Annotated in this window: 16 protein-coding genes; 4 read left to right on the top strand and 12 right to left on the bottom strand. The window is 35.9% G+C overall.

Annotated elements, in window-relative coordinates:
• Nucleotides 1-59: 59 nt before the first annotated feature.
• From AB9K26_RS03075 to glgA, 9 genes are all read right to left on the bottom strand, one after another.
• Nucleotides 60-902 (bottom strand): hypothetical protein, encoded by an 843-nt coding sequence (locus AB9K26_RS03075; RefSeq protein WP_369971066.1) that lies wholly within the window; start codon nucleotides 900-902, stop codon nucleotides 60-62.
• A gap of 29 nt (nucleotides 903-931) precedes the next feature.
• On the bottom strand, nucleotides 932-2,242 hold the full coding sequence (locus AB9K26_RS03070; RefSeq protein WP_369971065.1) for an MFS transporter: 1,311 nt from the start codon (nucleotides 2,240-2,242) through the stop codon (nucleotides 932-934).
• Between the two features lie 59 nt (nucleotides 2,243-2,301).
• Nucleotides 2,302-3,132, bottom strand: a complete 831-nt coding sequence (locus tag AB9K26_RS03065; protein WP_369971064.1) for a M48 family metallopeptidase — start codon at nucleotides 3,130-3,132, stop codon at nucleotides 2,302-2,304.
• A gap of 96 nt (nucleotides 3,133-3,228) precedes the next feature.
• A complete protein-coding gene (locus tag AB9K26_RS03060; RefSeq protein ID WP_369971063.1) occupies nucleotides 3,229-5,637 on the bottom strand; it encodes a glycoside hydrolase family 31 protein in 2,409 nt (802 codons plus the stop codon).
• A gap of 143 nt (nucleotides 5,638-5,780) precedes the next feature.
• Nucleotides 5,781-7,688, bottom strand: coding sequence for a 1,4-alpha-glucan branching protein GlgB (gene glgB / locus AB9K26_RS03055; protein ID WP_369971062.1), 1,908 nt, complete (start codon nucleotides 7,686-7,688; stop codon nucleotides 5,781-5,783).
• A 2-nt stretch (nucleotides 7,689-7,690) separates the two neighbouring features.
• The gene (locus AB9K26_RS03050) at nucleotides 7,691-9,322 is read right to left on the bottom strand and encodes a trehalose synthase (RefSeq protein ID WP_369971061.1); all 1,632 of its coding nucleotides are present in this window, start codon (nucleotides 9,320-9,322) and stop codon (nucleotides 7,691-7,693) included.
• Between the two features lies 1 nt (nucleotide 9,323).
• Nucleotides 9,324-11,261, bottom strand: coding sequence for an alpha-1,4-glucan--maltose-1-phosphate maltosyltransferase (locus tag AB9K26_RS03045; protein ID WP_369971060.1), 1,938 nt, complete (start codon nucleotides 11,259-11,261; stop codon nucleotides 9,324-9,326).
• Between the two features lie 128 nt (nucleotides 11,262-11,389).
• On the bottom strand, nucleotides 11,390-12,655 hold the full coding sequence (locus AB9K26_RS03040) for a glucose-1-phosphate adenylyltransferase (protein ID WP_369971059.1): 1,266 nt from the start codon (nucleotides 12,653-12,655) through the stop codon (nucleotides 11,390-11,392).
• A gap of 5 nt (nucleotides 12,656-12,660) precedes the next feature.
• Nucleotides 12,661-13,863: a glycogen synthase gene (glgA, locus tag AB9K26_RS03035; RefSeq protein WP_369971058.1), complete on the bottom strand. Its 1,203-nt coding sequence runs from the start codon at nucleotides 13,861-13,863 to the stop codon at nucleotides 12,661-12,663.
• Nucleotides 13,864-14,024: 161 nt separating this feature from the next.
• Here glgA and msrB point away from each other — a divergent pair, with 161 nt between their 5' ends.
• The 4 genes from msrB to AB9K26_RS03015 all read left to right on the top strand — a co-directional run bounded on the left by msrB (nucleotide 14,025) and on the right by AB9K26_RS03015 (nucleotide 17,203).
• Nucleotides 14,025-14,510: a peptide-methionine (R)-S-oxide reductase MsrB gene (msrB, locus tag AB9K26_RS03030; protein ID WP_369971057.1), complete on the top strand. Its 486-nt coding sequence runs from the start codon at nucleotides 14,025-14,027 to the stop codon at nucleotides 14,508-14,510.
• A gap of 95 nt (nucleotides 14,511-14,605) precedes the next feature.
• On the top strand, nucleotides 14,606-15,160 hold the full coding sequence (locus AB9K26_RS03025) for a DUF1572 family protein (RefSeq protein ID WP_369971056.1): 555 nt from the start codon (nucleotides 14,606-14,608) through the stop codon (nucleotides 15,158-15,160).
• Nucleotides 15,161-15,216: 56 nt separating this feature from the next.
• Nucleotides 15,217-16,593, top strand: coding sequence for a dihydrolipoyl dehydrogenase (gene lpdA / locus AB9K26_RS03020; protein ID WP_369971055.1), 1,377 nt, complete (start codon nucleotides 15,217-15,219; stop codon nucleotides 16,591-16,593).
• Nucleotides 16,594-16,603: 10 nt separating this feature from the next.
• A complete protein-coding gene (locus AB9K26_RS03015; protein WP_369971054.1) occupies nucleotides 16,604-17,203 on the top strand; it encodes a hypothetical protein in 600 nt (199 codons plus the stop codon).
• A 34-nt stretch (nucleotides 17,204-17,237) separates the two neighbouring features.
• Here AB9K26_RS03015 and AB9K26_RS03010 read toward each other — a convergent pair whose 3' ends face one another.
• The 3 genes from AB9K26_RS03010 to AB9K26_RS03000 all read right to left on the bottom strand — a co-directional run bounded on the left by AB9K26_RS03010 (nucleotide 17,238) and on the right by AB9K26_RS03000 (nucleotide 18,783).
• Complete coding sequence (locus tag AB9K26_RS03010; RefSeq protein WP_369971053.1) at nucleotides 17,238-17,717, bottom strand: hypothetical protein; 480 nt, start codon at nucleotides 17,715-17,717, stop codon at nucleotides 17,238-17,240.
• A gap of 10 nt (nucleotides 17,718-17,727) precedes the next feature.
• A complete protein-coding gene (gene aroQ / locus AB9K26_RS03005; RefSeq protein ID WP_369971052.1) occupies nucleotides 17,728-18,150 on the bottom strand; it encodes a type II 3-dehydroquinate dehydratase in 423 nt (140 codons plus the stop codon).
• A gap of 66 nt (nucleotides 18,151-18,216) precedes the next feature.
• Nucleotides 18,217-18,783, bottom strand: coding sequence for a porin family protein (locus tag AB9K26_RS03000; protein WP_369971051.1), 567 nt, complete (start codon nucleotides 18,781-18,783; stop codon nucleotides 18,217-18,219).
• Nucleotides 18,784-18,857: the final 74 nt, after the last annotated feature.

Genomic DNA, 18,857 nt, shown 5'->3' with positions numbered 1-18,857 from the left:
CATATATTGATAAAAAAAAGCCACTCAAAATGAGTGGCTTTAATTTTGTATAGAATATTTTAATAAGTTAAATCAACAATTCCTTGGGATAAACTTAAGTCCGCTCCATCTTCCCTAGTCACAATTCCTCCAAAGTTTCCTTGAATCACTCCATCTGCATTAACTGTGATGTTATTTGTAAAATCATCGAAACCATCATTATTTGGAAAGAATTCGCTTCCATTAAGAGTTAATACAAAGTTTTGCATTACATCAACTCCCGTAGTTCCTTCAGGAACTTCGAAATAAATATGATAATCGGCTCCTTGTTCAGTATTACTACCGCTTACGACAACCATTCCGCCATTTAAGACTGCACTGTTCGTAATAAATTGAATGTTCAATGTACCTGCAGAAACACTTAAAGTTCCAGAAGCAGATGCTTGTGTACAATCTCCTAACCCATTGATTATTGATTGAATTTGCCCATCATCACCACAAGCAGCAATTTGATTTTCCAAAGCTATTTTATAAGCATTACAAAGCTGCGTATAGGTGTCTGCTGATGCATTATTAAATGCTGTTTCAGCTGCATTTGAAGCCTGAACGGCTGTTGCACAATCATCAGGTTCGGTTCCGTCATTACAATTACCTAAACTTTCTATTTGAGCTTGCAACGTGCCATTAGGATCTCCACAAAACTGGATTTGCACCTGTAAAGCGTTTCTATAAGCTGTACATAATTGGGTATAATTATCCTCTGTAACATTCAAAAAAGCCAATGCAGCATTTTGGGTATTCAAAGCAGCTTCTGCACAAGTAGTTTCGTTAGGTAAATTAAAATCACCTTCCAACGGTTCATTTTCACATGTAAATGCAGTTAAAAGAACCAATAGAGTAAATAATAAACTTAATTTTTTCATAGTATTCATTTGAATTACAAACATACACATTAATTTGTATTGGTACTTGTTTTTGGAACTCTAAACAATAAAATTATTCCAACCAGAAAAAAGGTAACCAGAAACAATATAGCATTGCGCATACTTCCGGTAACTTGATCAATTGTTGCAAAAATGGCCATACCAATTACAATACCGACTTTTTCAGCAACATCAAAAAAACTGAAGTAAGACGTTGTGTCTTCTGTATCAGGCAAAAATTTTGAATAGGTTGACCTTGCTAACGATTGTATGCCTCCCATTACCAATCCGACCAAACCAGCTGCAATATAAAAATGCAGAGGAGTTTCCATGAAATAGGCATACACACATAAGGACATCCATATGAAATTTACAACAATCAATGTAGAGATGTTACCAAATTTTTCTGAAGCCCTAGCTGTTAAAATAGCTCCAACAATAGCTACTAACTGTATCACCAAGATACTAACAATTAGCCCTTGGGTTTTGTCATCAGCAGTTCCCCAAGCAATTTCCTCCTCTCCAAAGTAAACAGCTACCAACATAATGGTTTGTACTGCCATGCTAAACACGAAAAAAGCACCAAGGTATCTTTTAAGTCGTAAATCTTCCTTTAGTTGATGCCAGACCAAGCGTAACTCTTTCAAGCCGTTAAAAACAACTGCCTTCGTCACTTTATGTCCGCTAGACGTTCCTTTTGGCAACCAGTAAAATGTATATTGACTAAAGAGAATCCACCACAATCCAACTGTTACAAAAGAATAGCGCATCATTTCCATTTTAGCAGCACCATCATCCTGACCCATTACCATAAACAAGTTTAAAATCAATAGCAAAACACTTCCAATATAGCCCATGCTAAATCCGCGAGCACTAACTCTATCCTGTTGTTCTGGGAATGCTATGTCTGGCAAATACGAATTATAGAAGACCAAACTTCCCCAATATCCAATTAATCCCATAAAATAAAACAACAGGCTTATGTGGATATGTTCTAGTTCGAACCAATACAAACCAATACATCCAGCACCACCCACATAACAGAAGAACTTCATGAAATTCTTTTTGTTCCCAATATAGTCTGCAATACCAGATAAAATAGGCGATGTAAAGGAGACCACTAAAAATGTAAAAGCAGTCACATAGGTAATAAGTGCAGTACTCTTAAACTCCATACCAAAGGCATAAACTATTTTTTCTCCCGTTTGGGAAATGAACAAAGCCGAGTAAAAAATCGGAAAAATTGAGGAGGTAACGGTTAGTGTGTAGACGGAATTGGCCCAATCGTAAAATGCCCAAGCATTGAGCAATTTTTTACTACCCTTTTGTAATTGTTTCATAAAAAAAGCTGCTTTTAAGTAAGCAGCTTCTAAAATACATTTTTTTTGTAAACTGAATATTAAAATTCACCTAGAGGTCTAAACGACGTAATACCAAATTTTTTAGCTTCAGCTTTAGCTTTTGGTGCCCATCCCTGTAAATTTTCAATACGTGTATCATTAGAAGGGTGTGTGCTTAAAAACTCTGGTGGTGCTTCTCCTCCACTATTAGCTTTCATTCGTTTCCAGAGTTCAGCAGCCTCATCAGGATTGTAACCAGCAACAGCCATCAATGTCAATCCAATTTCATCAGCCTGTGATTCATGACTTCTACTAAATGGTAACATACCTAACACATTGGAACCAATGCCATAAGACTGGTTAAAAATACCACGTGTTTGCTCATCTTTGATAGCTATATTTCCAGCAACAGCCAAACCTTGTTGAATGTATGCAGCACTCATACGTTGTTGTCCGTGATTTGCTAAAGCATGTGCCACTTCATGTCCCATGATGGCAGCAATACCTGTTTCATTTTGCGCTATTGGAAGTATTCCTGTATAGAATACAATTTTTCCTCCAGGCATACACCAAGCGTTAACAGTCTTGTCATCTACTAGGTTATATTCCCATTTATAATCGTCTAAATACCCTTGATGTCCATTAGCATTCAGCCAACGTTCAGCAGCAACTGCAATACGCTGACCAACACGTTTTATCATTTCTGAATCAGAAGTACCAGTAACAACTTTGTTTTCAGACAAAAACTGATCGTATTGAGCAAATGCTGAAGGAAATAATTGGTCATTGGAAACAAACGCCAAGGTTTTATTCCCTGTAAATGGATTAGTAGCGCAGGATAAGAATAAAAGCAAAGTCCCACAAGCTACAATAGTGTTCTTAAATTTCATAAGAATTGTTTTTATATGATATTATAAATTTACAAAAATCGTTCCGCATTATTTGACACAAACACTAATTAATTGGTCACAAATTCAAAACACTATTTATTTACCAATAATATGCAACTCTGAAAAGTCTTTATCAACAACGATGCTGGAATAACCATTAGTAGTCATTCTGTTAAGGTCAATTACTTCATTATCGATTTGAATTTCAGTGATATCAAATGGCAGTCCGTAAATATTCAACTTAAAGGTAGTGTACTTGGTGGTATATTTACCTTCTTTGTGCTGTTGGATGATCAACTCATTATTTTCTTTACCTCTCAACTTGAAGGTTCGCAAACTATAACGCCCTTTTGTATAATCATAGCCATCTTCGGCATCATCAAAAAGTGTAGAGTCTTTTCTTCCGTCTTTATAATATACATCCAAAGTCACTTCCTCAATATCTAATTCGTCTACATATTGTTGAATTGGATATTTTGGAATTATGGCACCTTCTTCCACAAAAATTGGCATGCTGTCAATATCAGCATCTACCCAAATTTCTTTTCCACCTTTAATAAGTGCTTTGTTCCAGTAATCATACCAATTTCCACGAGGAATATACATACGTCGTCCTCTGGCATTAGGTTCAAGAATTGGGCAAACCAAAATATTATCTCCAAACACAAACTCATCGGTTCTATAATGTGTCTGCACATCTTCTTGATCGTAAAGCACCAAAGATTTCAAAATTGGTTTTCCGTGATCAATATGATGCCAAAACGCTGTGTATAAATATGGTAGCAATTGATAGCGTAGTTCAATAAACTTTCTAACAATATCTGTTACGTCTTCATCAAATGCCCAAGGTTCCTGATCGCCATGATCTCCTGAGGAGTGTACTCTACAAAACGGATGAAACACACCAAGTTGGATCCATCTTGTGAATAATTCGCCTTGAGGTTGTTCAGCAAAACCTCCAATATCACTTCCGGCAAAACTAAAACCAGACATAGCCATGCGCTGCGCTTGCACGTTGGCAATCCATAAATGTTCCCAAGTAGCCACATTATCACCAGTCCAAGTTGACGTATAACGTTGTGTTCCTGAATAAGCAGCTCTAGTTATGACAAATGGACGTTTTGGATACGCGTATTTTTTTAGTCCTTGATACGTCGCTCTTGCCATTTGCATTCCATAGATGTTATGAGCTTTTCTATGACTACAATGATTGCCATCATAATCATGTCGTACATCGTCAGGGAATGTTTTGTTAGGGACTTCCATGACTGCAGGTTCATTCATATCGTTCCAAACCCCTTTAATACCAATTTCTTCAATAAGTTCCTTAAACAATCCAGACCACCAATCTCTTACTTCAGGATTTGTAAAATCTGGAAAGTAACATTCACCAGGCCATACTTTTCCTTTCATATATGGTCCATCGGCACGCTTACAGAAATAATCATTTTCAAGTGCCTCCATAAAAACAGAGTAATCTTTGTCTATTTTAATTCCAGGATCGATTATAGCAACAGTCTTAAAGCCATCATCAGCCAATTCCTTGACCATTCGTTTTGGATCTGGAAAGTATTCTTTGTTCCATGTGAAGCATCGAAATCCGTCCATATAATCAATATCCAAATAAATAGCATCACAAGGAATCTTTAGTTTTCTGAAAGTAGACGTGATTTCCTTTACTTTACTTTCTGGATAATAACTCCATTTACATTGATGGTAGCCCAATGCCCAAAGTGGTGGTAATTGATGTGGTTTTCCTGTAAGATCTGTATAACTTTCGATGACATCTTCCATTTGAGGACCATAGATAAAGTAATAATTCATCTCACCTCCATCTGCCCAAAAACTGGTAACATTTCGCCTTTCGTTGGAAAAATCAAAAAAACTTCTGAATGTATTATCAAAGAAAACTCCATATGCTTTTTTATTATGAAGCCCTGTATAAAATGGAATCGCCTTATAAATTGGATCGGTATCTTTTCCGTAGGCATAAGAATCGGTTACCCAATTTTGATACCGACGCCCTTTCATGTTGAGGTGATTAGGCTTATCACCTAAACCATAGTAGCTTTCCCCATCATGTGAAACCTTGCTCATTTTGACAATATTACCTCCAAACTCATAGCTTTCTTCCCAATGGAATCCAGCTTCATCTTGACTAATCAATTCATTATCCTTGACATCGTATAATGATACTTTTAAATCGTCTTTAGAAATGTGACAAATCAGTTTGGAAGTCGTTATCTTATAAAAAGTATCCTCTTCTTCTATGGATAAATGATTGTATCCTGTACTCGCATATTTAGTAATGGCATAAGAAAAATCATTTTCGAAAGTTCCAGTAGTTGTATAACGGAAACGAAGCACACTATCCCTTAACACTGTAAGCTGAAGAATAACATCATTATCGGTTGAAAAATATAGGGTATCGACATCTTTTTTAAAGCCGATAACTTTGGAAGGAAACAGATTCCCTTTTTGTTCTAATTCGGTATTTATAATCATAAGATGATTTTAGAAAAACATCTGTAAAAAAACACAAAAAACAAACGCAAAAAAAGATTGGGCTATAGTTATTATAAGGACTTATTAACTATAACGTTTTCGCTCAATTCTAATAAGATGATTAGACCTTATTGATACAGTTGCTATGCGAATTTAAACATGATAACTCCCAAAGGAGGAACTTTGACCACTGCTGAAAAATCCCTAAACTGCCATGGTTTTTCTTCGGAAGAAATGGTAGTATTCTTATATTTCCCTGTTCCAAAATACTTTTTAAGATCACTATTGAAAACTTGCTTTATTTTTCCAGCTTTTGGCAAACCAAGTCTATAGGTATCTTTTGGAACTGGCGTCATGTTGCAAACCACAATAAGATCATCCTTTTTGTCTTCGCCATGTCTGATATACACAAACATTGAGTTTTCTGCATCATTGTAATCGATCCATTCAAAACCTTCTCCTGAAAATTGCTTTTGGTATAATGCTGGTTCTTTTTTATACAACTTGTTCAAATCCTTAATAAGTTCCTGTATTCCCTTATGTGGCTCATACTGCAATAAATGCCAATCTATACTTTCTTGAAAGTTCCATTCCTCACTTTGACCAAATTCTGCACCTTGGAATAATAAATTCGTTCCAGGATGTGTAAACATATAGCTATAAAGCACTCTTAAGTTGGCAAAACGCTGCCATTCATCACCTGGCATTCGACCCAAAATCGATTTCTTTCCATAAACGACCTCGTCATGACTTAAGGGCAACATAAAGTTTTCAGTAAAGGCATAGGTCATACTGAAGGTTAAATCGTTTTGATGGTGTTTTCTATAGATAGGCTCTTTGGCAAAATATTGCAAGGTGTCATGCATCCAACCCATCATCCACTTCATACCAAATCCCAATCCACCCATAAACGTTGGTTTAGAGACCATTGGAAATGCTGTAGATTCCTCAGCAATGGTTTGCACATCAGGAAAGGCTGAATAAACGGCTTCATTCAGTTCACGCATAAAGGCAATGGCTTCCAGGTTTTCCCTTCCACCATACATATTTGGTTCCCACTGACCATCTTCCCTTGAATAATCCAAAAATAACATTGAAGCAACAGCATCAACACGCAAACCATCTGCGTGGTATTGATCAAGCCAAAACAAGGCATTACTTATCAAAAAGGATTTGACCTCATTTCGACCATAATTAAAAATCAAGCTTTTCCAATCGTTGTGATAGCCTTTTCTAGGATCTGGATGTTCGTACAGATGCGATCCATCGAAAAACCCGAGTCCGTGAGCATCTTCAGGAAAATGCGACGGTACCCAATCCAAAATAATCCCAATACCATTTTGATGTAGTTTATCAACCAAAAGTTTAAACTCTTCAGGATAACCAAATCGTGAGGTTGGAGCGAAATAACCAGTCAATTGATAACCCCAACTTGGATCGTAAGGATATTCCATAATTGGCATTAACTCGACATGCGTAAAATTCATCTCCTTGACATAGCTCACCAATTCATCAGACAGTTCCACATAGGACAGATAACGGTTTTCCTCAATCTTTTTGCGCCAAGATCCTAAATGGACTTCATAAACTGAAAAAGGTGCGTCTAATGCGTTGTGCTTTTGTCTTGATTTCATCCATTTGGAATCCTTCCATTCATAAGGTTCATCCCAAACTATGGAAGCTGTATGAGGAGGATGCTCGCATCGCCTTGCATAAGGATCTGCCTTTTCGGTTTTAATATCCCTATGGTTACTATGGATTTTATACTTGTATTTACTGCCTTTTCCAGCTCCTGGAATGAAACCTTCCCAAATTCCACTGGAATCCCATCTTACATTCAATTGATGTGTACCTTCAACCCAAAAATTGAAATCACCTACAACAGAAACTTGTTTTGCACTTGGAGCCCAAACTGCAAAATAGGTGCCTTCAACACCATCTAATGTTAATACATGGGAACCAAATTTCTCATACAACTTATAGTGTTTGCCTGATTTAAAAAGATTGATATCAAACTCTGTAAACAAGCTATGTGCAATTACTTCTGCCATAATTAATTATTAATGATATTAGAGATTCCCTTTAAAGGGATGACTGCCCAACGCGGACGCGAATTAAGTTCGTAACCTAATTCATAAACTGCTTTTTCCAGCAGTGAATATTTTAAAAGAAAGATACGTTCTTGATGGTAACCAATGTTGATATTTGCATTTTGGATTTCAATAATATAGGTACCTAAAAAGACCCCTTTGAAATATTGATAAAGTATTTCTCCTGCTTCAAACAATTGGGATTGTTCCTGTTTATACAAGTCTATATTATTAAAAATCGTAGCATAAATGGCGTAATGGAAGGATCTAAAAAGTCCAGCCACATCTTTCAATGGTGGTTGTTTCACTTTTCGGTCTCGAATAGTACTTTCTGGCTCACCTTCAAAATCAAGAATGTAAAAATCATCATTCTTAACCAATATTTGTCCAAGGTGATAATCGCCATGCACGCGAATACGTTCACTTTTCAATTTGGTCCAATCAAAGTTGACAAAGCGCTTACGGATTTCATTTTTACGCTCTAAAAACTCATGCGCCAAATCTAAAGCCAAACCATCTAATTTGCTAAGATTATTTTCAATGGTATTTAATCGATTTTGAAATTGATACAGCATCCTGTTTTTCAACCAAACAGTATAGTCACCATTAAAACGCTGTGGTGTAAATGAATTGTCTTCAAATTCACTTCCCAAAGCGATGTGCATTTCGGCTGTACGTTTAGCTAACGTTTGTACCTTCAAAAATAAATTTAACCCAACCCAATCAATAATAACTGGAGGAACATCGGTAATGTTCAATCGACCATAATCTTCCGTTCTGGGAAGTTTATTAATGTTAACATTCTTGTATTCCAAATTCGAAAAGACCTTGTGTAATTCCTTTAGCATATATTCCCAAGCATCGCCTTCATTTTCAACCATTTCCTGCATTAAGGCAATGGTAATGTTAAGATCATCACTATCTTTAATTTGAACACTTCCCAAGTAGGCTGGCGTATTCTTGAATTCTTTCTTTTCGGAAAGAAAGCGGCTCATTTCATAATCTGGATTTCGATCGGCATAGATACGTCTGAAAAATTTCAAAACATATTTTTCATTGTACACAATAGACGTGTTACTCTGCTCCAATCCCATAAAACGAGAGGATTCATATTGGCAACCTTTAAACAGTTCGCTTCTGTGATAACGTACTTTAGTTTTATCTTTAGGCAATGCATTCAAAATACGCTCAAAAACCACTTTACGGAATGCTTCCAAATGAATGGCATCAATAATAAATCCGTTTTGGTTTTGAATGCTAATAGGCAATATGCGATTTTCTTGAGCAAAATTTTCATCGGAAACAAAAGCGATTGGCAAAAAGTAGTGCTGATAAAAAGCTTCATCAAAATTAACCTCCAAGATTAAGCCATAATAGACCTCCTCATTTTGCTGAATTCTAAAATATTCAGCTAATTCGATATACTTTAAGGTACTTGCTTTTCCACCATACCAACGTTGTTTCTTGATATAGTCTTCTAATACATCTGACAAAAAAACCTTAACGAAATCCTTGTTATCCAACAATTCCTCCCAAGTTTCATTGAAATTGTAAGGTGGATGTAAACTCAATTTTTTCGTTCCTTTCTTGGCCATTTTACTTATTTATCTTAAAAATATGAAAAGGAAGTGCTGGGTGCAATTCCACATAATTCCATTCTTGATACCAATTATAACTACTGCCAGTCACCAAATCTGCCATCATTAATTGATGCCCTTCATGAACACCTAGATCTCGAAGTGGAACTTGTACGGTTCCTTGTTGTTTATAATATGGATCTAAGCTGATAATGATCAATAATTCATTGGTTTTGTCTTGATTCCATTTATAGAATGCAATAAGATTATCGTTTTCAATATGGCAAAACTTGATATTATTGGTTTGTTGTAATGCTTTGTTTTCATGTCTAATGCGGTTGATTTTAGACATCAGCATGGTTAGCTTGTTTTCTTTAAACCAATCATAATGTTTGATTTGAAATTTTTCAGACATGTAGTATTCTTCCTTTCCTGGAATCGCCTCAGTAATCATTTGCTCGAAAACTGGTCCGTAAACGCCAATACTTGAACTCATGGTCGCTGCAAGTGCATAACGCAATAAGTGCATCGCTTCATTAGCGCCTTGAAGATGATACGGATTGATATCAGGTGTATTTGGCCAAAAATTTGGCTGCATATACTCTCTCTGATCTGTTTGAGTGAGTTCGGTTAAATATTCTGTAAGTTCATGCTTTGTAGTCCTCCAAGTAAAATAGGTATACGATTGTGTATACCCTTGTTTGGCTAACTGCTGCATGACTTTAGGTTTTGTAAAGGCTTCTGCTAGAAAAATAACATCTGGATTGGTTTTCTTTACTTCGGAAATCAACCAGTTCCAAAAATAATAGGGTTTGGTATGTGGATTATCTACGCGAAACACATTGATTCCGCAATCGATCCAATATAGCATGGTGTCAAGACATTCCTTCCAAAGATTTTTATAGTCTTTACTTTCCCAATAAATAGGCAAAATGTCCTGATATTTTTTTGGCGGATTTTCAGCGTATTGTACTGTTCCATCTGGTCGCCATTTAAACCATTCTGGATGCGATTTCACCCAAGGATGATCTGGAGCAGCTTGCAAAGCATAGTCCATAGCAATTTCAATTCCTTGCTTTTTTGCTTTTTTAACTAAAGCTTTAAAATCATCAATGGTTCCTAGTTGCGGATGTATATCTTTATGACCTCCAGCTTTGGATCCAATTCCCCAAGCAGAACCAACATCTCCTTCTAACGCCTCAGTTGTATTATTTTTTCCTTTGCGATTAACTTCTCCAATAGGATGGATTGGAGGAAAATATAAAGTATCGAATCCCATTTCAGCAATTCTAGGCAATAAGCGTTCACAATCCTTAAATGTTCCGTGTTGCCCTTCTTGTTCTGAAGCCGATCGTGGAAAAAACTCATACCAAGTACTAAACCTTGCCTTTTCCCTATCGACATAGACCTGAAGGTCTTTGGAAGTATTTGCTAGATGCTTTTCTGGATATTTCACAAAGATATTATGTAAGGATTTGCTCTTTGCTTCAGCAATAGCTTTGTCATATTGGGCATCATCTTCAAAAGCTTCCATACAAGATTTTAAGTAAGCTTTTTCAGTCGCATTAGCTTTTTTCAGTAAAGGTTTCAAATACAGAACACCTTCGAGCAATTCTGATTTCACATGTTGTCCATCAGCTATCTTACGTTCAATGCCATGCTGCCAATTGAGTGCATAATCAACCCAACCTTCAACTTTATAAGTATAAAACCCTTGTTTTCCAACCGTGAAAGAAGCCTTCCACTCGTCATTAACAATAAGTTGCATTCTGACTTCCTTCCAAGTTTTAGATGTTTCGTGTTTATATAAAACTGAAGCTGCAATAACATCATGACCATCGACTAAAACATGAGCATCTACGTTTATAATTTCGTTGACGACGCGTTTGATATGAAATTCGCCTCCATTGATTTGCGGAGACACATAATCGATGACAACTCGCTTTTGATTTTGCATAGGTGTTGGTTAGTTATGTATTGAGATTGTGAATTTACTAAAATTAGGTTCAAAAATTACGAATAAAGCAAGAATATGAGAATAAAACTTACTATAACGTTTGAAACGAAATAAAAATGATCATCCTCTTAAATAATTGTACCCTTAGGAATTGTAGCTCCCTTTTTAACAACAACAATTCCATCTTTAATTAAATAGCTATCCGTTTCGATATCATCAAGATGTGCTCCTCCATTGATACGAACATCATCTCCTATTCGACAATTTTTGTCTAAAATGACATTTTTAATAAAGCATCGTTCACCTATACCCATTAGAATTTGGATATTATTATCATGGACCTCTTCAAGTGTTTCATAGAAATCATTACCCATCATGTAACTATTAATGACGGTTGACTCTGTTCCGATACGAGAACGAATGCCAATGACTGAGCGTTCTATTTTTGCAGCATGTATCAAACATCCATCGGCAATAACCGTTCGATCTAGAAGTGTTCCTGATATTTTAGAGGTAGGCAGAATTCGTGCATGTGTGTAGACGCGCATGGCATCATCATATAGATTGAATTTTGGGATGTCATCGGTCAAACCTAGGTTTGCTTCAAAGAAAGAATCGATGTTTCCTATGTCTGTCCAATAACCTTCAAATTGATACCCTAAAGTTTTATGTTTGTCAATAGATTGCGGAATGATTTCCTTTCCGAAGTCGACCATATCGGTTTCAGACATCAATTTCACCAATAAATCCTTATTGAAAATATAGATTCCCATAGAAGCTAAATACACTCTTCCGTCCTGCTTCATATCATCACTAACTGGAGAATCCCAATCCTTTAGTAATTCAGTATTAGGTTTTTCAATGAAATCGGTAATAAAATCGTTGTCATCGGTCTTCAATATACCAAAGGAAGTTGCTTCCTTAGCATTAACTGGTTGGGTAGCGATGGTAATTTCAGCACCACTTTCTTCATGCTTGGAAATCATATCATTAAAATCCATTTGATACAATTGGTCGCCAGATAAAATCAAAGCATATTCAAAATCATGATTCAAGAAATGATGCATGCTTTGTCGCACTGCATCAGCTGTGCCCTGAAACCAATCGCCACTACTAATAGTTTGTTCTGCTGCAAGCACATCTACAAAAGCCGAACTAAAGAAGCTAAAATGATAGGTGTTCTTAATATGTTTATTAAGAGAAGCAGAATTAAACTGAGTTAAGACATACATTCGCTTGATATCAGAATTGATACAATTTGATATAGGGATATCAACCAATCTGTATTTACCAGCAATTGGAACCGCAGGCTTAGACCTACTTTCAGTAAGCGGATAGAGTCTTGAGCCTCTTCCTCCTCCTAAAATAATACTTAGAACTTTATTATTGATCATTGTTATTATATTAAAGTTTGATATAAATCGTGTACTTTTTTAGCTATGGCAGACCAGTCAAAAACCGATTCAACACGTTTTCGTCCTGCTTTACCCATTTTGTCTCTTAAGCCATCATCATCGATAATTTTATTAATGGCTATTGCCATATCCTTTGAAAAAGCTTCAGGATCTACAGGTTCAAATGGTGCTTCTTTTTGTTGTTTTAACGGTACCAAAATACCTGTCTCATTTGGAACAACAACTTCTTTGATACCTCCAACAGCACTTGCCACTACTGCCGTTTCGCAAGCCATAGCCTCCAGATTGATAATTCCGAAAGGCTCATAAATGGAAGGACAACAAAAAACGGCTGCATGAGAATACAACTGAATCACTTCTGGTTTTGGTAGCATCTCATCGATCCAAACGACGTTGGAACGTGACTTTTGTACTTGAGCTACACTGTCTTCCATTTCCTTTCCTATTTCAGGTGTATCTGGTGCTCCTGCACATAAGACAACTTGCGTGTCTTTATCAATATATTTTATGGCATTTACCAAATGGATTATTCCCTTTTGACGCGTTATTCTACCGACAAAAAGCACATAAGGCTTATTGGGATTGATATTGAACTTCAACAACGTTGAAGTGTCCTCTGTCACTTTATATTCACTTAAATTAATCCCATTATAAATGACTTTTATTTTTGATTCGTCAACATTAAAATAGTTTAAAACATCAACTTTTGTTTCTTCTGAAACCGCTATAACCGCATCAGCCATTTCAATAGCTGTTTTCTCAATCCATGAAGACGCTTCATAGCCATGACCCAATTGTTCACGTTTCCAAGGTCTAAGTGGTTCTAGTGAATGAGTGGTAATAACCAATGGTGTTCCGTAACACAATTTTGCTACGATACCTGCAAAATGAGCATACCACGTATGGCAATGAACGATATCTGCATCAACAAAATCAATATTCATATTGACACAGGTTCGTAACGTTTGCAACACCGCTTTTAGTTTCTTGTCTGCATGATCAAAATCAGAATTTTCGAACTCAAACCCCTTTACAGATAAAGTTGGTGAAATCATATCCTGATCGCCAAAACTCCTGACTTCCATTGTTAGCAATTTTGATAATTCATTCGCTAAATATTCTACATGAACACCAGCACCACCATAGACATATGGAGGAAATTCTCTTGTAAAAAACAATGCTTTCATTCTGAGTTTTTGACTTACTGCGATTCTATAAAGATAGTTAATCTACAGCAAAATTTTTCAGCTTAATTTAAGTATATTTTAAGAAAAATCATACAATCGTATGTAAGTTTATGGTTAATTTTACTACAAAAGACTCATCAAATCAATAAATAAGTTAAGCTATGAAATCTGTTTCAATGATTGCTGTCTTTGGATTGCTTTTTAGTTGTAATTCCACAGCACAAAAAAAAGAAAAAGATCAAAAATCTGAGTTCCCAATAACTAAGACTGAAGCCGAATGGAAAACCGAGTTAAGTTCCGAAGAGTTTTATGTGTTAAGAGAATCTGGAACTGAGCGTCCATTTTCAAGTCCGTTAAATAAAGAATACAGCAAAGGTATTTACCATTGTGCTGCCTGCAACACTCCTCTATTTGAAAGCGAACATAAATTTGATTCAGGAACTGGTTGGCCTAGTTTTGATAGAGAAATTGAAGGCAATGTAGCATTTTCTGTAGATTACGATTTAGGTTACGCCAGAACCGAGGAGCATTGCGCCACTTGTGGTGGTCACCTAGGCCATATGTTTAATGATGGTCCAAGAAACACAACAGGAAAGCGTCATTGCATTAATGGTGTAGCTTTAGAATTTGTTCCGGCAAAAAACTAATTCTGAAAAGAAATATACGCATAGTTTCTATTAATGGTAATTTCATATCAGAATGCAATTAAAACTCTACTTTTATAAGACATAAAGTTTTTGTTATGAGTGATTCCTATCTTACCAGTGTCATTAAGCAATTTGAATATTACAAAAGTTTAGGTGACAAAACAATGCATCAATTAAACTTTGATGAGATTCAAAAAGAATTTGTTGAAGATTCAAATTCCATAGCCATCATTGTGAAACATATGGCTGGAAATATGCTCAGCAGGTGGACCAATTTCTTGACTGAAGATGGCGAAAAGGAATGGCGACAACGCGATTTGGAGTTTGTGGATGCTTTTGAAACGGTTGACGATGTATTCAATTATTGGGAAAAAGGGTGGCAATGCCTTTTTGAGGCTATCAAACCTTTAAAGACATCGCAATTGGAAGATATTGTTTTCATCAGAAATCAAGGACATACTATAACGGAAGCCATCAATAGACAATTAGCGCATTACGCCTATCATGTTGGACAAATGGTATTTATAGGGAAACTTATCAAAGGCAAGTCATGGAACTCTTTATCGATTCCTAAAGGAAAATCTTCAGACTACAATAAGACAAAATTCAGTCAAGAAAAAGCACGTAGACATTTTACTGATGACCTTTAATATTACAATAAGGTTTTGTAACTTCGTATCTTCAAAAAACAGACAAAAAAAATCTCATGAGTAAATACGATATTATTGTTCTTGGAAGCGGTCCTGGTGGCTATGTTACTGCAATTAGAGCATCACAATTAGGATTTAAAACTGCAATTGTTGAAAAAGAAAGTTTAGGTGGTGTATGTTTAAATTGGGGTTGTATTCCGACAAAAGCCCTTTTAAAATCGGCACAAGTATTTGAATACCTTAAGCATGCTGAAGATTATGGATTGAATGTTAAAGAAGCTAAGCATGATTTTGATGCGGTTGTAAAGCGTAGTCGTGGTGTTGCTGATGGGATGAGTAAAGGTGTTCAGTTTTTAATGAAAAAAAACAAAATCGATGTCATTGAAGGTTTTGGAAAACTAAAACCTGGCAAAAAGGTCGAAGTTGATGGCAAAGACTATAGTGCAGATCATATTATCATCGCAACTGGTGCACGCTCTCGCGAGTTACCTAGCTTGCCTCAAGACGGTAAAAAAGTAATCGGTTATCGAGAAGCTATGACACTTCCAAAACAACCAAAAAAGATGATTGTGGTTGGTTCTGGAGCGATTGGTGTTGAGTTCGCATATTTTTACAATGCCATGGGAACAGAAGTTACCATTGTAGAATACTTAGCTAATATTGTTCCTGTTGAAGATGAAGATGTTTCAAAACAACTGGAACGCTCTTTCAAGAAAAGTGGCATTACTATCATGACGTCTTCTGAAGTTACCAAAGTAGACACTTCAGGCAATGGTGTAAAAGCAACCGTAAAAACCAAAAAAGGTGAAGAAGTTCTTGAAGCTGATTTGGTTTTATCAGCTGTAGGTATCAAATCGAATATTGAGAATATCGGACTTGAAGATGTAGGCATTGCGGTTGACAGAGATAAAATTCTGGTTAATGATTATTACCAAACCAATATTCCTGGCTATTATGCCATTGGAGATGTAACTCCTGGTCAAGCTTTAGCTCACGTGGCTTCTGCTGAAGGTATTTTATGTGTGGAAAAAATCGCGGGACAGCATGTTGAGGCTTTAGATTATGGAAATATTCCAGGATGCACTTATTGCTCTCCTGAAGTTGCCAGTGTTGGTTTGACAGAAAAACAAGCCAAGGAAAAAGGCTTTGATATTAAAGTAGGAAAATTCCCTTTCTCTGCTTCTGGAAAAGCTAGTGCAGGTGGCAACAAGGATGGCTTTGTAAAAGTTATCTTTGATGCTAAATATGGAGAATGGCTCGGTTGCCATATGATTGGCGCAGGTGTTACCGATATGATTGCTGAAGCAGTATTGGGTAGAAAGCTGGAAACCACTGGTCATGAGGTGTTAAAGGCTGTACATCCTCATCCAACCATGAGTGAAGCGGTTATGGAAGCCGTTGCAGATGCTTACGATGAGGTGATTCATCTATAACTAAAGTAAATTGAAACTAAGGTTCTTAGCTTTATCTCTGCTATTTTTTTCGTTATCATATTCGCAAGAGGATGGTTTAGGTGTTATTGCTCTTAACAAAAAATCTTATCCTGAAAAGATTGAAGCTGATAAGATTGGTAAACTCCCATCATATGTCAAAGTTTACTTTGATAGGGATTACAAAAACCATTCACCAGAGGAAATTCTACTTGCAAATGAAATAGATTTTATTATAGACTCTATTTTAAAAAAGAATCTTAAAGTAGATTTGGTATTTTACTCTAATATAGATTTGAAAAATATTTCAAACAGCCTATCTTATCTTACAGGTGGATTAGAGCACGGTAGATTTTATGAAAAAACTGCATTTCCAAGAAGAGCCACTAAGGTAAATTCCGAAAGATATCAAATTAGTGTTAGCGTTAGAAGATTTCCATATAGCAACAAGAGAACTTTTTATTATCTATTTCTATTTGACACTTTAAAAAGAAAAAATTTAGGCTACGAACAAATCATTGTTGATCATTCAAATATATTTGACTTGAATGTAACCTCTCATTATGTAACAATGCTTTTGGACAACTTCAACAAAATTATAAATAAACAATAAAGAACCAAAAGGCGTTAATAGGTATTGCACTTTTTTATAGCCTCACACCTAATCCAATAAACAAACCATTAGGTGCAATCTCTTCAAAACCCAGTGTATACTTCGTATGAATGTCTAAAGCAGAAGTAATATGGTAAGCAGCACTCAAATCGGCTCTTACTTTAAATTTATTGGAAAAGAAGTCGAAGAAGTAATTTAAACTTGGTCCGACTAAAACATCAAAGTTTTTAGCCACCTCGTACTTCACATAAATAGGCGCATTTAGGAACTTAAAATCGTTTAAACCAATGTATAAGACTTCTGGTTGGATCGATAATGCATCATCTATATGGACATCAAGAAACAGTCCTGAATAATAACCTATTTCCGTTTGTGTATTGACGCCAAAATTTCCTTCCTTCACATTGAAGAACGTTAAGTTTAATCCGCCTTTAATACCAAAATCAGCATTGGTTTGAGAATGAGTGTAGAGCCCAAAAACGCTAAGGAACAATACGATGATTATAGATTTCATAATTTATGCATTAATCTTCCAAAAAACTCTGAATAGCCAACTCATAACTTTGAAGTCCGAAACCAATTACAATCCCTTTGGCATTAGGAGAAATATAGGATTGATGTCTAAAGTCCTCTCTCGAAAACGTATTGGAAATATGCACTTCTACTACAGGTGTGTCAATAGCCTTTATCGCATCTCCAATACCAACTGAGGTGTGCGTATAAGCTGCTGCATTAAGGATAATGCCATCATAGCTATAGCCCACTTCCTGAAGCTTATCAATCAATTCTCCTTCTATATTTGATTGGAAATGTTCAAGTTTTACATTTGAATATTTTTCTGAAATGGAAGCAAAAAAATCGGTAAAAGATAAATCGCCATAAATATGGGTTTCGCGTTTTCCCAAGAGGTTAATGTTTGGTCCGTTTATGATGATTAATTTCTTCATAAGATAAAGATAAAAAAAAACCGAAGTGTCGACTTCGGTTTCGATAAAATATTGTGAGTTCAGTTCTTAAAATCGGTATCCCAAACCAATATGCAAATAATTGAAATAGGTTTTCACATCAAATTGTTCTAAACCTGGTAATTCAGCATCAAGTCTGTTTGTAAGACCAAAAGCATATCTCAAATCAATAAGAACCTGATCTGTAACATCAAAAGCCAACCCAGCAGCCAAAGCAATACCGAATCGTTCAATCCCTTCAGAAGCTTCTTTTTCTAGAAGATAATCAAATTGCGGACCTGCAAAGATGGCAAACCTTTCATCTACATAGTACTTTGCCATAATCGGTACGTTTAGGACACTTGTATTTTCCCCAGAATCATAGTAAGTGGAATAGTATAGTTCAGGCTGAAGACTAAACGTTTCTGATATGTGTAATTCTGCAAACGCACCAACATAAAATCCTGAAACATTATCAGAGGCAGATTCTCCATCTACTGAAACCTTTAAAGACAAAGAAGTGTAACCAGCCTTTAAACCAAAATCTGTTGTGGTAGATGGTACGTCATCTTCTTGAGCATGTATTCCTAAAGAAACCATTAGGAAGAGAACTAAAAAATAATTGAGTTTTTTCATTAATTAAAATTGTTTGTTGAGGCTGCAAATATATATTTAAAGTATATACAGTCATTATTTTTAACAATAAAAAA

Origin of the sequence: Psychroserpens sp. XS_ASV72 (genome assembly GCF_041224425.1) — a bacterium.
Lineage (GTDB): Bacteria > Bacteroidota > Bacteroidia > Flavobacteriales > Flavobacteriaceae > Psychroserpens.
Note: the sequence above shows the minus strand (reverse complement) of the source record. Positions and strands in the feature narration are given on the sequence as shown.